This window comes from Apolloniradiicaulis salifontis, assembly GCF_053756655.1.
Window position 1 is genome coordinate 1,835,335 of record NZ_CM132387.1, and the last position, 16,451, is coordinate 1,851,785.

The 16,451-nt window shown below is 65.1% G+C and carries 16 protein-coding genes, 1 tRNA gene and 2 pseudogenes; 3 read left to right on the forward strand and 16 right to left on the reverse strand.

What is annotated here, in order from left to right:
• Positions 1 to 6: 6 nt before the first annotated feature.
• From nuoL to ACWCOP_RS08940, 15 genes and pseudogenes are all read right to left on the reverse strand, one after another.
• Positions 7 to 2,091: an NADH-quinone oxidoreductase subunit L gene (nuoL, locus tag ACWCOP_RS08870; RefSeq protein ID WP_478247928.1), complete on the reverse strand. Its 2,085-nt coding sequence runs from the start codon at positions 2,089 to 2,091 to the stop codon at positions 7 to 9.
• A gap of 10 nt (positions 2,092 to 2,101) precedes the next feature.
• Positions 2,102 to 2,413 carry an NADH-quinone oxidoreductase subunit NuoK gene (gene nuoK / locus ACWCOP_RS08875; RefSeq protein WP_478247929.1) on the reverse strand — a complete coding sequence of 104 codons (312 nt, stop codon included), beginning with the start codon at positions 2,411 to 2,413 and terminating at the stop codon, positions 2,102 to 2,104.
• On the reverse strand, positions 2,413 to 3,021 hold the full coding sequence (locus tag ACWCOP_RS08880; RefSeq protein ID WP_478247930.1) for an NADH-quinone oxidoreductase subunit J: 609 nt from the start codon (positions 3,019 to 3,021) through the stop codon (positions 2,413 to 2,415). Before ACWCOP_RS08880 ends, nuoK begins: the two co-directional genes overlap by 1 nt.
• Positions 3,022 to 3,135: 114 nt before the next feature.
• Complete coding sequence (nuoI, locus tag ACWCOP_RS08885; RefSeq protein WP_478247931.1) at positions 3,136 to 3,624, reverse strand: NADH-quinone oxidoreductase subunit NuoI; 489 nt, start codon at positions 3,622 to 3,624, stop codon at positions 3,136 to 3,138.
• A gap of 14 nt (positions 3,625 to 3,638) precedes the next feature.
• Positions 3,639 to 4,697 carry an NADH-quinone oxidoreductase subunit NuoH gene (gene nuoH, locus ACWCOP_RS08890; protein ID WP_478247932.1) on the reverse strand — a complete coding sequence of 353 codons (1,059 nt, stop codon included), beginning with the start codon at positions 4,695 to 4,697 and terminating at the stop codon, positions 3,639 to 3,641.
• Positions 4,697 to 4,900 (reverse strand): hypothetical protein, encoded by a 204-nt coding sequence (locus ACWCOP_RS08895; RefSeq protein WP_478247933.1) that lies wholly within the window; start codon positions 4,898 to 4,900, stop codon positions 4,697 to 4,699. The genes nuoH and ACWCOP_RS08895 overlap by 1 nt, the downstream gene beginning before the upstream one ends.
• 3 nt (positions 4,901 to 4,903) lie before the next feature.
• Positions 4,904 to 7,015, reverse strand: a complete 2,112-nt coding sequence (gene nuoG, locus ACWCOP_RS08900) for an NADH-quinone oxidoreductase subunit NuoG (protein ID WP_478247934.1) — start codon at positions 7,013 to 7,015, stop codon at positions 4,904 to 4,906.
• 9 nt (positions 7,016 to 7,024) lie between these two features.
• Entirely contained in the window at positions 7,025 to 8,335 is a 1,311-nt protein-coding gene (gene nuoF, locus ACWCOP_RS08905) for an NADH-quinone oxidoreductase subunit NuoF (protein WP_478247935.1), read from the reverse strand.
• A gap of 186 nt (positions 8,336 to 8,521) precedes the next feature.
• A pseudogene (nuoE, locus tag ACWCOP_RS08910) lies at positions 8,522 to 9,217 on the reverse strand (NADH-quinone oxidoreductase subunit NuoE); the annotation flags it as partial.
• Entirely contained in the window at positions 9,214 to 9,597 is a 384-nt protein-coding gene (locus ACWCOP_RS08915) for a nuclear transport factor 2 family protein (RefSeq protein WP_478247936.1), read from the reverse strand. The pseudogene nuoE and the gene ACWCOP_RS08915, both read right to left, overlap by 4 nt.
• On the reverse strand, positions 9,597 to 10,787 hold the full coding sequence (locus ACWCOP_RS08920; RefSeq protein WP_478247937.1) for an NADH-quinone oxidoreductase subunit D: 1,191 nt from the start codon (positions 10,785 to 10,787) through the stop codon (positions 9,597 to 9,599). Before ACWCOP_RS08920 ends, ACWCOP_RS08915 begins: the two co-directional genes overlap by 1 nt.
• Entirely contained in the window at positions 10,787 to 10,924 is a 138-nt protein-coding gene (locus tag ACWCOP_RS08925; protein ID WP_478247938.1) for a hypothetical protein, read from the reverse strand. The genes ACWCOP_RS08920 and ACWCOP_RS08925 overlap by 1 nt, the downstream gene beginning before the upstream one ends.
• On the reverse strand, positions 10,921 to 11,535 hold the full coding sequence (locus ACWCOP_RS08930; RefSeq protein ID WP_478247939.1) for an NADH-quinone oxidoreductase subunit C: 615 nt from the start codon (positions 11,533 to 11,535) through the stop codon (positions 10,921 to 10,923). The genes ACWCOP_RS08925 and ACWCOP_RS08930 overlap by 4 nt, the downstream gene beginning before the upstream one ends.
• Before the next feature lie 23 nt (positions 11,536 to 11,558).
• A pseudogene (locus tag ACWCOP_RS08935) lies at positions 11,559 to 12,159 on the reverse strand (NuoB/complex I 20 kDa subunit family protein).
• Positions 12,129 to 12,494: an NADH-quinone oxidoreductase subunit A gene (locus tag ACWCOP_RS08940; RefSeq protein WP_478247940.1), complete on the reverse strand. Its 366-nt coding sequence runs from the start codon at positions 12,492 to 12,494 to the stop codon at positions 12,129 to 12,131. The pseudogene ACWCOP_RS08935 and the gene ACWCOP_RS08940 overlap by 31 nt, the downstream one beginning before the upstream one ends.
• Before the next feature lie 332 nt (positions 12,495 to 12,826).
• On the opposite strand from ACWCOP_RS08940, the gene ACWCOP_RS08945 reads away from it, so the two are divergent.
• Genes ACWCOP_RS08945 through ACWCOP_RS08955 form a run of 3 tightly spaced genes read left to right on the forward strand, consistent with a single transcriptional unit; the run spans position 12,827 to position 16,241 of the window.
• Positions 12,827 to 14,308, forward strand: coding sequence for an efflux RND transporter periplasmic adaptor subunit (locus ACWCOP_RS08945; protein ID WP_478247941.1), 1,482 nt, complete (start codon positions 12,827 to 12,829; stop codon positions 14,306 to 14,308).
• Positions 14,308 to 14,991 carry an ABC transporter ATP-binding protein gene (locus tag ACWCOP_RS08950; RefSeq protein ID WP_478247942.1) on the forward strand — a complete coding sequence of 228 codons (684 nt, stop codon included), beginning with the start codon at positions 14,308 to 14,310 and terminating at the stop codon, positions 14,989 to 14,991. Before ACWCOP_RS08945 ends, ACWCOP_RS08950 begins: the two co-directional genes overlap by 1 nt.
• Positions 14,988 to 16,241, forward strand: coding sequence for an ABC transporter permease (locus ACWCOP_RS08955; protein WP_478247943.1), 1,254 nt, complete (start codon positions 14,988 to 14,990; stop codon positions 16,239 to 16,241). The genes ACWCOP_RS08950 and ACWCOP_RS08955 overlap by 4 nt, the downstream gene beginning before the upstream one ends.
• A gap of 69 nt (positions 16,242 to 16,310) precedes the next feature.
• Here ACWCOP_RS08955 and ACWCOP_RS08960 read toward each other — a convergent pair.
• Positions 16,311 to 16,387 (reverse strand) — tRNA-Asp (locus ACWCOP_RS08960).
• Positions 16,388 to 16,451 lie beyond the last annotated feature (64 nt).

Sequence of the window (16,451 nt, forward strand, 5' to 3'; positions counted from 1 at the left end):
TCCGCGTTACACCCCGGCGCGTGCGACGATCCAGAGCGCCAGACCCAGCACTCCGATCAGCATGAAGAAGGCATAGTGATACACGTATCCGCTCTGCAGCCGGGCGATGCGCTTGGCGCCGGCGATCGCGGTGGCGGCCACCCCGTTCGGACCGAAACCGTCGATGATGCGCATATCGCCGAACTTCCAGAACAGATCTCCCAGTGCGCGGGTCCCGCGCACGAAGACGGCGTTATAGAGCTCGTCGAAATACCACTTGTTGTAGAGGAAGGTGTGGATCGGACCGCCGCCCGCCGCAATGCGTCCGGGCAGGTGCGGATTGGCGATGTAGAAGAACCACGAGGCCGCAAACCCGATAAGCGTGGCGCCCACGGGAATGATCAGCACCCAGACCGGCGGGTGGTGGCCGCCATGCTCGCCCTCACCCTCGCCGTGATCGCCTTCAGCCGCGCCGTGATCGTCGCCTGCGGCCTCTCCAGCGGCGCCGGACGCCGCAAGCTCGACCGCAGAGGCTTCACCCTCCGGCGCGTATTCGCCGTAATTATATTCGGCATAGGGCCCGGCAGGCAGGGAGTCGCCCCAGAAGGTCAGCGCGCCCTTGCCCACGAAATCCGATTTGAACATCGCGCCGGCGAACACCGCGCCCACCGCCAAGAGGATCAGCGGGACGAGCATGACCCAGCCGCTCTCATGGGCGTGCTTGAGGTGTTCAGGATCGCCGCGATGCTTGCCGTGGAAGGTCATGAAGATCAGGCGCCAGGAATAGAAGCTGGTGAGTCCCGCCGCGAACACGCCGATCCAGAAGGCGAACATGCCGAAGGGCAGGCCCTCCTGACCCATCATGAAGGCTTCCTCGATGATCATGTCCTTGGAGTAGAAGCCGGAGAAGCCGACGCCCAGAAGCGGAATTCCCACGCCGGTCAGCGCCAGCGTGCCGATGATCATGAGGATCCAGGTCAGGGGCAGCAGCTTGTAGACGCCGCCCATCTTGCGCATGTCCTGCTCGTCGTGGAGGCCGTGGATCACAGAGCCCGCACCGAGAAACAGGAGCGCCTTGAAGAAGGCGTGCGTGAACAGGTGGAACATGGCCGCCGAATAAAGCCCGAGGCCTGCGGCGAAGAACATGTAGCCCAGCTGCGAACAGGTGGAATAGGCGATCACCCGCTTGATGTCGTTCTGCACCAGACCCACCGTCGCGGCGAACAGGGCCGTGATCGCGCCGATGAAGGTGATCACCGCCGAGGTGTTCGGCGCCAGCTCGTAGATCGGATAGGCGCGGCAGACCAGGAACACGCCCGCCGTCACCATGGTGGCGGCGTGGATCAGGGCGGACACCGGCGTCGGCCCTTCCATGGCGTCAGGCAGCCAGACATGAAGGAAGAATTGCGCGGACTTGCCCATGGCGCCGATGAACAGCAGGAAGGCGATCAGCTCCAGCGCCAGGAAGTCCATCCCGAACACGGTGAGCACCGTGTCCGACATCTGCGGAACCTGGGCGAAAACCTCGTCGAACTGCACGCTGCCGAACACGGCGAAAATCGCCATCACGCCCAGCGCCAGACCGAAATCGCCCACCCGGTTGGTGATGAAGGCCTTGATGGCGGCGGCGTTGGCGCTCTCTTTCTTGTACCAGAAGCCGATCAGCAGATAGGAGGCGAGCCCCACGCCCTCCCAGCCGAAGAAGAGCTGGATGAAGTTGTCGGCCGTCACCAGCGACAGCATGGCGAAGGTGAACAGCGACAGGTACGCGAAGAAGCGCGCGCGGTGCGGGTCATGGGACATGTAGCCCCACGAATAGACGTGCACCAGCGAGGACACGCTGGTGATCACCACCAGCATGACCGCCGACAGCGTATCCAGCTTGATAGCCCAGTTCACCTCGAACGAGCCGATGGCGATCCAGCGCGCCAGTTCAATCGTGCGCGCATTGCCGCCCACGGCCACGTCGACGAACACCGCGATCGCCGAGAACGCGGCCAGGATGGTCCCGCCGGTGGTGAGGATCTGCGCCGCGCGGTCGCCGATCTGCTTTTGCAACAAGCCCGCGATGATCGCTGCAAGCAGCGGCGCGAAGACGACGATATAGGCCATGGCTCTAGCGCTAGCCCTTCATCAGATTGGCGCCTTCGACCGCGATATCACCGCGGTTCCGGAAGAAGACGACGAGAATGGCGAGACCGACGGCGGCTTCAGCCGCGGCGACGGTTAGGATGAACATGGCGAAGATCTGGCCGACCAGATCGCCGAGATGGGCCGAGAAGGCCACGAGATTGATGTTGACCGCCAGCAGCATCAGCTCGATCGACATCAGGAGGATGATCACGTTCTTGCGGTTCACGAAGATCCCGAGCACCCCGATGGTGAACAGGATCGCGGCGAGCGCGAGATAGTGTCCGAGTCCGACCTCAAGCATCAGCCGATTCCCTCACCGGATTTGACCTCGACGACCTCCACCGAGTCCGCGCGCGAGCGCGTGACCTGGCGGTGCATGTCCTGGCGCTTCACCCCGTCGCGATGACGAAGCGTGAGCACGATGGCGCCGATCATGGCCACCAGCAGGACGAGGCCGGCGAGTTGGAAATGGAGCACGTAGTCGTCGTATATGAGCGCGCCCAGGGCTTCGACGTTGGAGACGCCCTCCGGCGTCGGCGCGGCCAGATTGCCGGGCGCGCTTTCGGCGCTGACCCAGGCGAATCCCGTCACCGCCAGCATGCCCGCCAGCGACAGCGCGACGAAGCCGCCCAGGGGGGCGTTTTCCACAAAGCCGGCTTTCAGGGCGGCGAAGTCGATGTCCAGCATCATCACCACGAACAGGAACAATACCGCGACCGCGCCCACATAGACGATCACCAGGATCATCGCCAGGAACTCCGCGCCCAGGATCACGAACAGGCCCGCCGCCGCGAAGAAGGTGAGGATCAGAAACAGCACCGCGCGCACGGGATTCTTCACCGACACCACCATGAGCGCCGAAAGGATCGCGATTGCGGACAGAATGTAGAAGGCCGCCGCTTGCAGCACGGGTCTTCCCCCCTTTGGGACGGGCGGCGAAGCGAGGGCGCTCCGCCGGGTCAGGACTGGCCGGCCTCGGGAAGAATCCCTTAAGCCGCTATGGAGTCGCGCGCCGTAATAGCGCTACCGGTAGCGCGCGTCGAGTTCGAGATTCCGTGCGATTTCACGTTCCCACCGATCGCCGTTATCGAGGAGCTTCTCCTTGTCGTAGTAGAGTTCCTCGCGGGTCTCGACGGCGAATTCGAAATTGGGGCCTTCCACGATCGCATCCACCGGGCAGGCTTCGGCGCAGAAGCCGCAATAGATGCATTTGACCATGTCGATATCGTAGCGCGTGGTGCGCCGGGATCCGTCGGCGCGCGGCTCTGCCTCGATGGTGATGGCCTGGGCCGGGCACACCGCTTCGCACAGCTTGCAGGCGATGCAGCGCTCTTCGCCGTTGGCGTAGCGGCGCAGCGCGTGCTGGCCGCGAAAGCGCGGCGACAGGCGTCCCTTTTCGAAGGGATAATTGATCGTCGGCTTGGGCTTGAAGAAATACTTCATGCCCAGCGCGAAGGCGCCCCAGAAGTCCAGAAGGGCGGCGCCGCGAAGGGTTTGGGCGATCCGGTTCATGAGATGAGTCTCTCTCAGCCTGCAGCCGCGTTGGAATAGACGACGATCGCGCCCATGACGGCCACCGCGCCCAGCGAGGTGGGCAGGAAGATCTTCCAGCCCAGCCGCATCAGCTGGTCATAGCGGTAGCGCGGCACCAGCGCCTTCACCATGGCGAACATGAAGAAGAAGAACACCACCTTGATCGAGAACCACAGCACCGGGGGAACCCAGGTGAACGGAACCACGTCGAAGGGCGCGTGCCAGCCGCCGAAGAACAAGACCGTCATCAGCGCGCACATGAGCACGATGTTCAGGTACTCCCCGATCATGAACAAGAGGTACGGCGTGGAGGAATATTCCACCTGATACCCCGCTACGAGTTCCGATTCGGCCTCGGGAAGGTCGAAGGGCGGCCGGTTGGTCTCCGCCAGCGCGGAGATGAAGAAAATCCCGAACATGGGGATGGTGATGAGGAAGACGGGTATGGGCAGCATGTCCAGAGACAGGACGTGCCAGTTCCAGAAGCCGCCGCCCTGCGCCTCCACCACGGTGGAGAGGTTCATGGAGCCGGCCATCAACAGGATCGTCACCAGCACAAAGCCGATGGAGACCTCGTAGGACACCATCTGTGCGGCGGAGCGAAGCGAGCCCAGGAACGGATATTTCGAGTTGGAGGCCCAGCCCCCCACGATGATGCCGTACACCCCGAGCGAGCTGATCGCGAAGATGTAAAGAATGCCCACGTTCAGATCGGCGATCACCCAGCCGGGCGCCACCGGGATCACCGCCCAGGTGATGAAGGCGAAGATGAAGGTCAAAAGCGGCGCCAGCAGGAACAGCGCCCGGTCCGCGCCGGCGGGCACCACGATCTCTTTCAGCACGAACTTGATGAAGTCGGCGAAGGATTGCAGCAGGCCGAACGCGCCCACCGTGTTGGGACCCTTGCGCAGCTGCACCGCCGCCCAGACCTTGCGGTCCATGAGCAGCAGGAAGGCGAGCGAGAGCAGCAGGACGATCACGAAACCCATGATCTGGGCCAGAGCCAGCAGCGTGCCCGCCACCGGGCCGTGATCGGTCACGAAGTCATACATCAGTCCGCGTCCTTGTCGGTCTCAGCCTCGGTCTGCGGCCCGCCGGCGGTCCGGCTCGCGTTCAAAACCACGGCCCACATCAGCGCCAGCCCCAGCCCCATGGGAATCCCGGCGGCCGCGCCCAGCACAAAGCTCATGGCGGCGCCGAAGGCCAGCCCGAAGATCACCCCGAGAAGCGTCTTGGTATTGAGCCAGGCGCCCATCGTCTACTCCGCCGCCTGCAATTGAGCGCGGGCAGCCGCCACCATGGCCGAGCATTCGGCCAGGGTCTTGGACGCGCGCGCAATGGCGTTGGTGAGATAGAAGTCCGTCACCGGGCTCTTGAACGGCGCGGCGGACATCTCGCCCGCCTCACCGATCTCGGCCACCTTGAACCCAGGCGCGCTTGCAGAGCCCGGCGCATGGTCGATCTGGCCGAACACTTCGTTTTCTTCGATCAGCGCGGCGCGCAGGGCGTTCAGATCGTCATAGGGCAGCGTCTTGCCCATGACGCCGGACAGGGCGCGGAAGATCGCCCAGTCCTCTTTGGCTTCTCCCTTGGGAAACACCGCGCGCGCGCCCATCTGGACGCGGCCTTCGGTGTTCACATAAAGCCCGCTCTTCTCGGTATAGGCGGCTGACGGCAGAACCAGATCGGCGCGCATGGCGCCGGCGTCTCCGTGATGGCCCACATAGATGACGAAGGCGTCGCCGAGCTTGGCGGTGTCAATCTCGTCGGCGCCCAGAAGCACCACGGTTTCGACCTCGCCCTTGCTCGCACCGTCCAGGATGGCGTTGGTGTCGCGCCCGCCCTCGCCCGGCATGAAGCCGAGATCCAGACCGCCGACGCGGCTCGCCGCCGCGTGCAGGACGTTGAAGCCGTTCCAGCCCTCGGTCACCGCACCCACCGTATCGGCCAGCGCGCCGGCGGCGCGCAGCACCGCCGCGCCGTCTTCGCGGGCAAGCGCGCCTGCGCCGACGATGATCATCGGGCGCTCAGCGTCTTTCAGCGCCTTCATGATGCCGGAGCGCTTGCGCGCCAGGCCCTCAAGGTCGGCCGGGCTGGTGCCGGCGTGCTCATAACCATAGGTCAGGTCGGCGGCTTCGCCGATCAGGCCGATCTCAATATCCGAATTGAGCCAGCGCTGGCGGATGCGCGCGTTCAGCACCGGCGATTCCAGGCGCGGATTGGTCCCCACCAGCAATATCGCGTCGGCCCTATCGATGCCGGCGATGGTGGAGTTGAACAGATAGCTTTCGCGAGGCCCCGCGCCGATCTTCGCGCCATCCTGGCGGCAATCGATCGATGTGACGCCCAGCGAGGCGAACAAATCCCTGGCGGCTTTCAGCCCCTCGACCTCGTTGAGATCGCCCGCGATCACGCCGATCTTGCCTGCGTCGCCGGAGAGCTTCTCCGCGGCGATCTTCAGAGCCTTGGACCAGTCCACCGGGGCGAGCTTGCCGTTCACCTTGGCGAAAGGGCGATCCAGGCGCTGGCGGCCCAGCCCGTCCCAGACGAAGCGGGTCTTGTCAGAAATCCACTCCTCGTTCACGTCGTCATGGATCACCGGCATGATGCGCAGCACCGCGCCCATGCGCCCGTCGACGCGGATATTGGCGCCCAGCGCGTCCATCACGTCGATGCTTTCAGTCTTGGTCAGCTCCCAGGGCCGCGCATTGAAGGCGTACGGCTTGGAGGTCAGCGCGCCCACCGGGCACAGATCGATGACGTTTCCGGACAGCTCCGACGTCATGGAGTGCTCCAGATAGGTAGTGATCTCCATGTCCTCGCCGCGCCCGATGGCGCCGAGCTCAGGGACCCCCGCGATCTCGGTGGCGAAGCGAACGCAGCGCGTGCACTGGATGCAGCGGGTCATGATCGTCTTGATCAGCGGGCCCATATTCTTGTCTTCCACCGCGCGCTTGTTCTCGCCATAGCGCGAACCCGAACGGCCATAGGCCATGGACTGGTCCTGCAGATCGCATTCCCCGCCCTGGTCGCAGATCGGGCAGTCGAGGGGATGGTTGATGAGCAGGAACTCCATCACCCCCTCGCGCGCTTTCTTCACCAGCGGGGAGAGCGTCCTCATCTGCGGCGGCTCGCCATTGGGCCCGCCGCGCATGTCCTTCACCAGGAAGGCGCAGGACGCCACCGGCTTGGGCGCGCCCACAAGCTCCACAAGGCACATCCGGCAATTGCCGGCCACCGAGAGCCGCTCGTGATAGCAAAAGCGCGGAATCTCCCGGCCCGCGGCCTCGGAGGCCTGCAGGAGATTATACTCCTGCGGGACCGTGACTTCCTCGCCGTCGATGACGATGGTGCGCATGGTGTCGGTCATGTCGTGTCCCTACTCCGCCGCCACAGCCGCCGTGAACACCGGCTTGCCGGCGCGATAGTTGTCGATGCGCGCTTCGATCTCGTGGCGGAAATGGCGGATCAGGCCTTGCACCGGCCAGGCCGCCGCGTCGCCCAGGGCGCAGATCGTGTGGCCTTCCACTTGTCCGGCCACGTCCAGCAGATCGTCGATCTCGGACGTTTCCGCCTCGCCGCGCGCCATGCGGTCGAGCACGCGCCACATCCAGCCGGTGCCTTCGCGGCACGGCGTGCACTGGCCGCAGCTTTCATGCTTGTAGAAATAGCTGATGCGCGCGATGGCGCGGACCACGTCGGTGGAGTTGTCCATGACGATGACCGCCGCCGTGCCGAGACCGGATTTGTGCTCCTTCAGGGCATCGAAATCCATCAGCACCGTGTCGCAGATGTCCTTGGGCAGCAGGGGCACCGAGGATCCGCCGGGGATCACGGCCTTGAGATTATCCCAGCCGCCGCGCACGCCTCCGCAATACTGCTCGATGAGGGTTTTGAGCGGGATGCTCATGGCCTCTTCCACATTGCACGGCGCATTCACATGGCCGGAAATGGAGAAGACTTTCGTGCCGGTATTGCCGTCGCGGCCAAAGCCCGCAAACCAGTCCGCGCCGCGGCGCAAAATCGTGGGAACGACCGCGATGCTCTCGACATTGTTCACCGTGGTGGGGCAGCCATAGAGCCCGGCGTTCGCCGGAAAAGGCGGCTTCATGCGCGGCTGACCCTTCTTGCCTTCAAGGCTCTCCAGCAAGGCCGTCTCTTCACCGCAGATATAGGCGCCCGCGCCGTGATGGACGTGGAGGTCAAAATCCCAGCCGTGGATATTGTCCTTGCCGATCAGCCTGGCGTCATAGGCCTCCTTGATCGCCGCTTCCAGGCGCGACAGCTCCAGCTGATATTCGCCGCGGATATAGATGTAGCACTCGTGCGCGCGCATGGCGTAGCTGGCGATCAGGCAGCCCTCGATGAGGTGCTGGGGATCGTGGCGCATCATCTCGCGGTCCTTGCACGTGCCGGGTTCCGACTCGTCCGCGTTGACCACCAGATAGTGCGGGCGCGCGCCCACTTCTTTCGGCATGAAAGACCATTTGAGGCCGGTGGGAAAACCGGCGCCGCCTCGGCCGCGCAGTCCCGACTTCTTCACTTGGTCGATAATCCAGTCGCGGCCCTGCTCCAGCATCTCCTTGGTGCCGTTCCACGAGCCGCGCGTCTTCGCCGCCTCCAGGCGCCAGTCATGGCGGCCATAGAGATTGGTGAAGATGCGGTCTTTGTCCTGCAGAAGCTGGGTCATGCCCTACTCCTCGCTTTTCTTGTTCGCCGACGGCTTTTTAGCCGCGGGTTTTTTCGCCGGGGATTTGGCGGGTGTCTTGGGCGCGCCGGCTGCCGGCTTGCTCGCCTCGGCCTTGGTCTTTGGCGCCGGCTTCGCCTGGGCCGGACCCGTGCTCTTTTCAGTCTCTTCGCGCGCGTTGGACACAGCTTTAGACGCCGGCGCCGGCTCGGTCGTCTTCACGGCGTGGGGCAGCGCGGCGATGGGCTGGGCACGCGAGCCGTCATAGAGGCCGGCGTCCTCCAGCACCTTGACCTTGGCCTGCGTCGGTTCCGACGCGTGGCGCTTGCTGATCGGCCCCGGCTCGATCGCCTTACCGGCGACGAGATCATCCAGCATCTGCTCAAGCGCGTCCGGCGTGAGGTCTTCGTAGTAGAAATCGCCTTCAGTATTGGAGATCTGGACCATGGGCGCGTTGGCGCAGGCGCCCAGGCATTCCACCTCTTCCCAGGCGAGCTTGCCGTCGGCGCTCACATGGTTGCGGCCCTTGGGCCCGATCTTCTTTTCGCACGCCGCTTTCAGCCCGTCCGCGCCGCGCAGCCAGCACGGCGTCGTGCCGCACACCTGGATGAGGTGCTGACCGGTGGGGGCCAGATTGTACATGGTGTAGAAGGTCGCGACCTCGTAGACGCGGATATACGCCATGCCCAGCCGCTCCGCGATCTGGCGCATGGCCGGCTCGGGAATCCAGTTTTCCTGCTTCTGCACGATCCACAAAAGCGGGATCACCGCCGAAGCGCGGCGCTCATGGGGATATTTGGCGAGCCAGAACTGAACCTTGGCTTCGCTCTCGGCTGAGAATTCAAAGCTGCCTGGCTGCTCTTGGCTGAGACGGCGAACGCTCATGAGGGCGACCCCTCCTTGATGAAGTCGACGCGGGCGATCACCGCGTCCCGCACCGTATAAACAACGACAAGATCGACCGGTTCGCTGCGACCCCGGCCGTCAAACCAGACGCGCTCGTGATCGATGACGCGCGGCCCGATCACCGTACGGTGAACGGCGACCGCCTCCAGGCCTTCGTTCTGGAAACGCGCTTCATAGCGCGCGCGAAACGCCTCACGGCCAGACAGGACCCGGACGCCGGGAAAGTCATAGACCTCCACGTCTTCGGCGAAGCAGGCAGCAAACGCGTCGAGGTCGCGCGCATTGTAGGCGGCGAGCTGGCGCTCGGCGATGACGGCGGGGCTCAAGGCCTCGCGGGCGGCTGACGCGGCGGCGAGCATTATCGGTCGATCTCCCCGAACACGATGTCCAGCGAGCCCAGGATCGCGGAGACGTCCGCGAGCATGTGGCCCTTGTTGAGATGATCCATGGCCTGCAGGTGGGGATAGCCCGGCGCGCGGATCTTCACCCGGTAAGGCTTGTTGCCGCCGGTGGAGACGAGGTAGACGCCGAACTCGCCCTTGGGCGCCTCGACGGCCGCGTAGGCCTGACCCTCGTCCACGTGGACGCCTTCGGTGTAGAGCTTGAAGTGGTGGATGAGCGCTTCCATGGAACGCTTCATCTCGGCGCGGCGCGGCGGCGCGAACTTGGTGTCGACCGGCAGCACCTCTCCCTGATTCTCCGATCTGGAGAGCCATTCGCAGCACTGCTTCATGATCTTCACGCTCTCGCGCATCTCTTCGACGCGGCACAGATAGCGGTCGAAATTGTCCCCGTTCTTGCCGAGCGGAATGTTGAACTCCAGCTCGTCATAGACCTCGTAGGGCTGGGACTTGCGCAAATCCCAGGCCATGCCTGAGCCGCGCACCATGATGCCGGAGAAGCCCCAGGCCAGCGCGTCTTCCTTGCTCACCACCGCAATGTCCACATTGCGGGCGCGGAAGATGCGGCTGCCGGTGAGAAGCGTCTCCAGATCGTCGATATGCTGGCCGAAATTTTCGCACCAGGTGAAGATGTCGTCGATGAGCGCCTGGGGCAGATCCTGGTGGACGCCGCCAAGGCGGAAGAAATGGGCGTGCAGACGCGCGCCCGACGCGCGCTCGTAAAAGCCCATGAGCTTCTCGCGCTCTTCAAAGCCCCACAGAGGCGGTGTCAGCGCACCCACGTCCATGGCCTGGGTGGTGATGTTCAGAAGGTGCGACAGGATGCGCCCGATTTCCGAATACAGCACGCGCACATAGGAGCCGCGCTTCGGCACGGGGATCCCGGCCAGCTTCTCGGCCGCCATGCAGAAGGCGTGCTCCTGATTCATCGGCGCGACATAGTCCAGGCGGTCGAAATAGCCGATGCCCTGCAGGTAGGTCTTGTGCTCCAGAAGCTTTTCGGTGCCCCGGTGCAGCAGGCCGATATGGGGATCGACGCGTTCGACCACTTCGCCGTCCAGCTCCAGCACCAGGCGCAGCACGCCGTGGGCCGCCGGGTGAACGGGGCCGAAATTGATCGTGAAATTGCGGATATCGGTTTCAGCCATCACGATTGTCCTTGTTCGGCAGCGGCGATTTCGCGTTCGGCCATCCCGGAGCCCAACGCCTTGCCGCCCGTGTAGGCGAGCACGACGATCACCATCGCGCCGACGATCAAGGTGAGGAGTTTCGCCGGCTTGCTCACGCCTTGTCCTCCGCCTTCTCATCGCCGGGCAGCACGTATTTCGCGCCTTCCCAGGGAGAGAGGAAATCGAACTCGCGGTATTCCTGAACCAGGGTCACCGGCTCGTAGACGACCCGCTTCTGCTCTTCGTCATAGACCACCTGCATGAAGCCGGTGAGCGGGAAGTCCTTCCTGAGCGGAAAGCCGTGAAAGCCGTAATCGGTGAGGATGCGGCGAAGGTCTGGATGGTTGTCGAACAGGACGCCGTACATGTCGAAGGCTTCGCGTTCAAACCAGTTGGCCGCCGGCCAGACATCGGTGACGGAGGCGACCGGCGTATCCTCGTCGGTGGTCAGGATCACGCGCACGCGCTGGTTATGGTGCATGGAGAGCAGGTGATAGACCACGTCGAAGCGGTCGCTGCGGCTCGGCCAGTCGACGCCGCAAATATCCACCAGAGTCGTGAACCGGCACACCGGGTCGTCGCGCAGAAACCGCATCACCTTGACCACGCGGTCGCGGTGGATCTCCACGGTCAGCTCGCCAACCGCGATCTCGAAGCCCTTGACGTCTTCGTCGAGGGCCGCGGCGATGTGCTCACCCAGTTCCTGTAGACTGTCGGTCTTGCTCACTTGAGCGTCTCCTTCGCGCGCGTCTAACGCTCAATCGAGCCTTCGCGGCGGATCTTCTTTTGCAGCTGCAGAATACCGTAGATCAGCGCCTCGGCGGTCGGCGGGCAGCCGGGCACATAGATGTCCACCGGCACGATCCGGTCGCAGCCGCGCACCACCGAGTATGAGTAGTGGTAATATCCGCCGCCGTTTGCGCAGCTGCCCATGGAGATGACGTAGCGCGGCTCGGGCATCTGGTCGTAGACCTTGCGAAGCGCGGGAGCCATCTTGTTGGTGAGCGTGCCCGCCACGATCATCACGTCGGACTGGCGCGGAGACCCGCGCGGCGCGGCGCCCAGGCGCTCGATGTCGTAGCGCGGCATGGAGGCCTGCATCATCTCCACCGCGCAGCACGCCAGACCGAACGTCATCCACATGAGCGAGCCGGTGCGCGCCCAGGTGATGAGGTCGTCGGCGCGGGCCACAAGGAAGCCCTTGTCGGCCAGCTGGTCGGACACGCCGTCAAAGAACGGGTCGTGCTTTTTGGGATCATAAAGCGGGGTCGCGGCTTTCGCCGCGCCGCCCGCCGGGGTGGTCGCGTCAGCCATGGAGCCTTACTCCCAGTCCAGGGCGCCTTTGCGCCATTCGTAAAGAAAGCCCACCGTGAGGACTCCCAGGAAGACCATCATCGACCAGAAGGCGAAGATGTTGCCCTCGTAGATCGGGAAGATCCACGGGAACAGGAACGCCACCTCCAGATCGAAGATGATGAACAGGATCGCCACCAGATAGAAGCGCACGTCGAACTTCATGCGCGCATCATCAAAGGCGTTGAAGCCGCATTCGTAGGTGGAGACCTTTTCCGGGTCCGGATCGGACGGGGCCAGCACGAACGCCGCCAGGATGAACGCCACGCCCATCACGGCCGCGATGCCGAAGAAGATCAGAATGGGCAGGTATTCAAGCAGGAGCGCGTTCATCGCGTCACCCTTCCGGCGGCTGGATCGTTATATGGTCCGGGGCTTGTCGACAGGGATGAGGCGCATGCGCACACCCCGTGTCGAAGCTCGCGAAAGACCCCGGTCTCGATTGCGGCGGAAGCTAGAGCGGCTCGCCCTGCCCCGCAAGACGAAAGCGCGGCGGTTGAAGACCATTTCGCCCCGCTTTCGCCGGGTTTATCTGCAACTGATTATCAATCGCTACATTACGCGTGACCGTTATTTCACTTCGCCGCTGTAACGCCCCATGTTAGCCCATCGGTCCGGCTCGCGCCCTTCTCCCGGCGCGGGCTTTTGCAGACAGGAAACGACACGTGAAAAGAGTGATTTTGGGCGTCGCGGCGGTGGCTGTCGCGGTGGCGGCGGTGTGGTGGTTTGCTCTTCGCGATAACGGCTCGGCCGGCTCCGGTGCTCTGGTGATCGAAACCAGCGAGCTGGTGACGCGCGATCTGGAACGAATCGTCGCCTCCTCGGGACGCATTGCGCCGCTGGTCACCGTGGAGGTGGGCTCCCAGCTCTCCGGCCAGATCCTGGAGCTCAACGCGGATTTCAACGACGAAGTTGAGGCCGGCGGCCTGCTTGCGCGGCTCGATCCGCAATCCTTCGAGACCCGCGTTCTCGAGGCCGAAGCGTCCGCCGAGGTCGCGCGCGCCCAGGTCCAGGTCAGCGAGGCCAATGTGGTGCGCACGCGATCCGAACTCGCCGCGGCGGAGCGCGCATTCAATCGCGCCGAAGAACTGCGCCAGCGCGGCACGTTCTCCGAAGCCCAGTATGATCTGGCGCAGACCGCGTTCGACAATGCGCGCGCCGGCCTCGCGGTCGCAAACGCGAATTTGCGAAATTCCCGCGCCACGCTGCAGCAGCGCGAGGCCAATCTGGAAAGTGTGCGCGTGGACCTTGAGCGCACTTTCATTCGCTCGCCCATCGACGGGGTGGTGATTGATCGCCAGATCGACGAGGGCCAGACGGTGGCTGCCTCCTTCAACGCGCCGGTGCTGTTTCTCATCGCCCAGGACCTCACCCGGGTTCAGATCGAAGCCCAGATCGACGAGGCTGATATCGGCGAGATCGAAAGCGGCCAGCGCGTCACGTTTGATGTGGACGCCTATCCCGATCTCGATTTCGAGGGCGAAGTGGTCCAGGTGCGCCTGGCCGCCACCGACGCGGGCAATGTGGTCACCTACACCGTGGTGATCGAGGCCGATAATCCGCGCCAGCGCCTGCTGCCGGGCATGACTGCGAACGTCTCAATCGTCACCGGGCGTGTCGAAGGCGCGCTGGCCGCGCCCAACGCCGCCCTGCGCTTCGCCCCGCGCGGCGCCGCTGAAGCGCTGGTTGAGCAGAGCGAGGACGGCGGACGCCAGGGCCGTGGCGGTGGCGGCGGCGACCGCATGGGCGCCATGGTCGAGCGTCTCGCAGAAGATCTCGACCTCACCGCCGAGCAGCAGGAGGAGGCCGGCGCCGCGCTGCAGGAAGCTTTCGCCGATATCCGCCGGCGCATGCAAGCCGCCCAGGCCGGCGGCGGGGCCCCGCCCGATTTCCAGGCGCTCATGCGCCGGGCGCTGTCCGACGTGCTCACCGCCGAGCAGATGGCGCGCTATGACGCCCTCGCCGCCGAACGCGCAAGCCAGCGCAGCGATGTGCGCCGCGGCCAGCTCTGGGTGGAGACGGGCGCCGGCAGGATCATGAGCCGCCCGGTGGGTCTCGGCCTGTCGGACGGGCAGTTCACCCAGATCCTCGGCGAGGGCTTTGAAGCGGGCGACGCCGTGGTCACCCGCGTGCGCGAGGCCGGCTGATGGGCGCGCCGCTTATCCGCGCGCGCGGCCTCACCCGGGTCTACCGGCTTGGCGGCGGCGACGTCCACGCGCTGAACGGCGTGGATTGCGACATCGAAGCCGGCGAATATGTCGCCGTCATGGGCGCGTCGGGTTCGGGTAAATCCACCTTCATGAACATGCTCGGCGCCCTGGACCGGCCCACTTCGGGCAAGCTGGTCGTCGACGGCGAGGAGCTGAACGACCGCAGCCCGGACGAGCTGGCCGCGTTTCGCAACAAGTCGGTGGGCTTCGTCTTCCAGCAGTTCAACCTGCTGGCGCGCACCAGCGCCCTGGACAATGTCGCCCTGCCCCTGATCTATCGCGGCTGGCCGGCGAAGAAGCGCCATGAGCGCGCGGCGGCCTGCCTTGAAATGGTGGGCCTGGCCGGACGCATGGACCACCACCCCTCCCAGCTCTCCGGCGGTCAGCAGCAGCGCGTCGCCATCGCGCGCGCCCTGGCCGGGGAACCGGCGATCCTTCTGGCCGACGAGCCCACCGGCGCTCTGGACACCCAGACCAGCGCCGACGTGATGGGCATATTTGATACGCTGAACAAGGCCGGCATCACCGTCATCCTCGTCACCCATGAAGAGGACGTGGGCGCACACGCCCGCCGGCGGATCATCTTCCGCGACGGGCTGATCCTGGAGGACCGGTCATGAACTTCACCGCCGCCATCTCCGTCGCGCTCACCGCATTGCGGGTGAACGCCCTGCGCAGCTTCCTGGCCATCCTCGGCGTCATCATCGGGGTCGCGGCGGTGATCGCCACGGTCTCGCTCACGCAAGGCGCCAGCCGGGCGCTGGAAGACCAGATCGCCGGGCTGGGCGCCAACACGCTCAACATCCGCTCCGGCTCCGACAGCCGCGGCGGCCGGCGCGGCGGCGCGGGGAGCGCGACACCGTTCTCCGACGACGATGTGGACGCCATGCGCCGGGACCTGCCGGTGGTCGTGGCCGCGTCCGGCACGGTGCAAAGCAGCGTCACCGCCGTGCTCGACGGCGTGAACTGGCCGACCCAGATCCTGGGCATCCACCCCGATTACATGGAGGTGCGCGACTGGGAGCTGGGGTCGGGGCGCATCTTCACCCCCACCGAAAACGAGCGGTCCTCGCGTCTTGCGATCCTGGGCCGGACCGTGAGCCAGGAACTGTTTCCCACCGGCGGCGCCATCGGCGCCTCGGTGCGCCTGAACGGCCAGCCGTTTGAAGTGGTGGGCGTTCTGGCCGAGCTTGGCCAGGGCGGCTGGGGTCAGGACCAGGACGACATCATCATCGCGCCCATCTCCACCGTGCGCGAACGCGTCGCCGGCTTCTCCTATCCCGGCGTGCGCGATCCGGTGCAGTCGGTGTGGCTGGAGGTGGCTACCGGCGAGGACATGGACCGCGCCGCCGAGGAGATCACCGAATATCTGCGGGTGCGCCGCGATATCCAGCCCGGCGGCGAAGATGATTTCTCGGTGCGCAATTTCGCCGAGTTCATCAGGGCGTTTAACGAGAGCGAACAGGTGCTCGGCCTGCTGCTGGCGGCCGCCGGCCTCATCACGCTCCTGGTGGGAGGCATCGGGATCATGAACGTGATGCTGGTCTCGGTCACCGAGCGTACGCGCGAGATCGGGCTGCGCCTGGCCATCGGCGCGCGCCGGGGCGATATCCGCAATCAGTTCCTGATCGAATCGGTGGTGCTGTGCAGCGTTGGCGGGGTCATGGGGCTGGGCCTCGGCGTCGGCGCGGCCTTCGCCATGGAGCGCTTCTCGGCGGTTCTGGGAATCGATGATCTGCCGGTGTCGGTGGAGCCGGGGATCGCGGTGGTGGCGATCGCCGCCTCCACGCTGATCGGCGTGGTGTTCGGCTTCTACCCGGCCCTGCGCGCCAGCCGCCTGGATCCCATCGAGGCGCTGCGCCACGAATAGGCGGGACCGTCGCCAGCCGCCGGAATCGAAAAAGCCGCCCCGGCCGGGGCGGCTTTTCTTCGATCTGAGTGGCGCGAGTGACCGGGCTCGAACCGGCGACCTCCGGCGTGACAGGCCGGCGCTCTAACCAACTGAGCTACACCCGCCCAGATCATGTTCCCGGGGCGGCGGACCGCGTCCGGGAGAGGCGCTTTCCTAAAGCGGGGCGCG

Coding starts and splice junctions, on each gene's coding strand:
- nuoL (WP_478247928.1), bottom strand. CDS start 2,091: ATGGCCTATATCGTCGTCTTCGCGCCGCTGCTTGCAGCGATCATCGCG.
- nuoK (WP_478247929.1), bottom strand. CDS start 2,413: ATGCTTGAGGTCGGACTCGGACACTATCTCGCGCTCGCCGCGATCCTG.
- nuoI (WP_478247931.1), bottom strand. CDS start 3,624: ATGAACCGGATCGCCCAAACCCTTCGCGGCGCCGCCCTTCTGGACTTC.
- nuoH (WP_478247932.1), bottom strand. CDS start 4,697: ATGTATGACTTCGTGACCGATCACGGCCCGGTGGCGGGCACGCTGCTG.
- ACWCOP_RS08895 (WP_478247933.1), bottom strand. CDS start 4,900: ATGGGCGCCTGGCTCAATACCAAGACGCTTCTCGGGGTGATCTTCGGG.
- nuoG (WP_478247934.1), bottom strand. CDS start 7,015: ATGACCGACACCATGCGCACCATCGTCATCGACGGCGAGGAAGTCACG.
- nuoF (WP_478247935.1), bottom strand. CDS start 8,335: ATGACCCAGCTTCTGCAGGACAAAGACCGCATCTTCACCAATCTCTAT.
- ACWCOP_RS08915 (WP_478247936.1), bottom strand. CDS start 9,597: ATGCTCGCCGCCGCGTCAGCCGCCCGCGAGGCCTTGAGCCCCGCCGTC.
- ACWCOP_RS08920 (WP_478247937.1), bottom strand. CDS start 10,787: ATGGCTGAAACCGATATCCGCAATTTCACGATCAATTTCGGCCCCGTT.
- ACWCOP_RS08940 (WP_478247940.1), bottom strand. CDS start 12,494: ATGAACGCGCTCCTGCTTGAATACCTGCCCATTCTGATCTTCTTCGGC.
- ACWCOP_RS08950 (WP_478247942.1), top strand. CDS start 14,308: ATGGGCGCGCCGCTTATCCGCGCGCGCGGCCTCACCCGGGTCTACCGG.
- ACWCOP_RS08955 (WP_478247943.1), top strand. CDS start 14,988: ATGAACTTCACCGCCGCCATCTCCGTCGCGCTCACCGCATTGCGGGTG.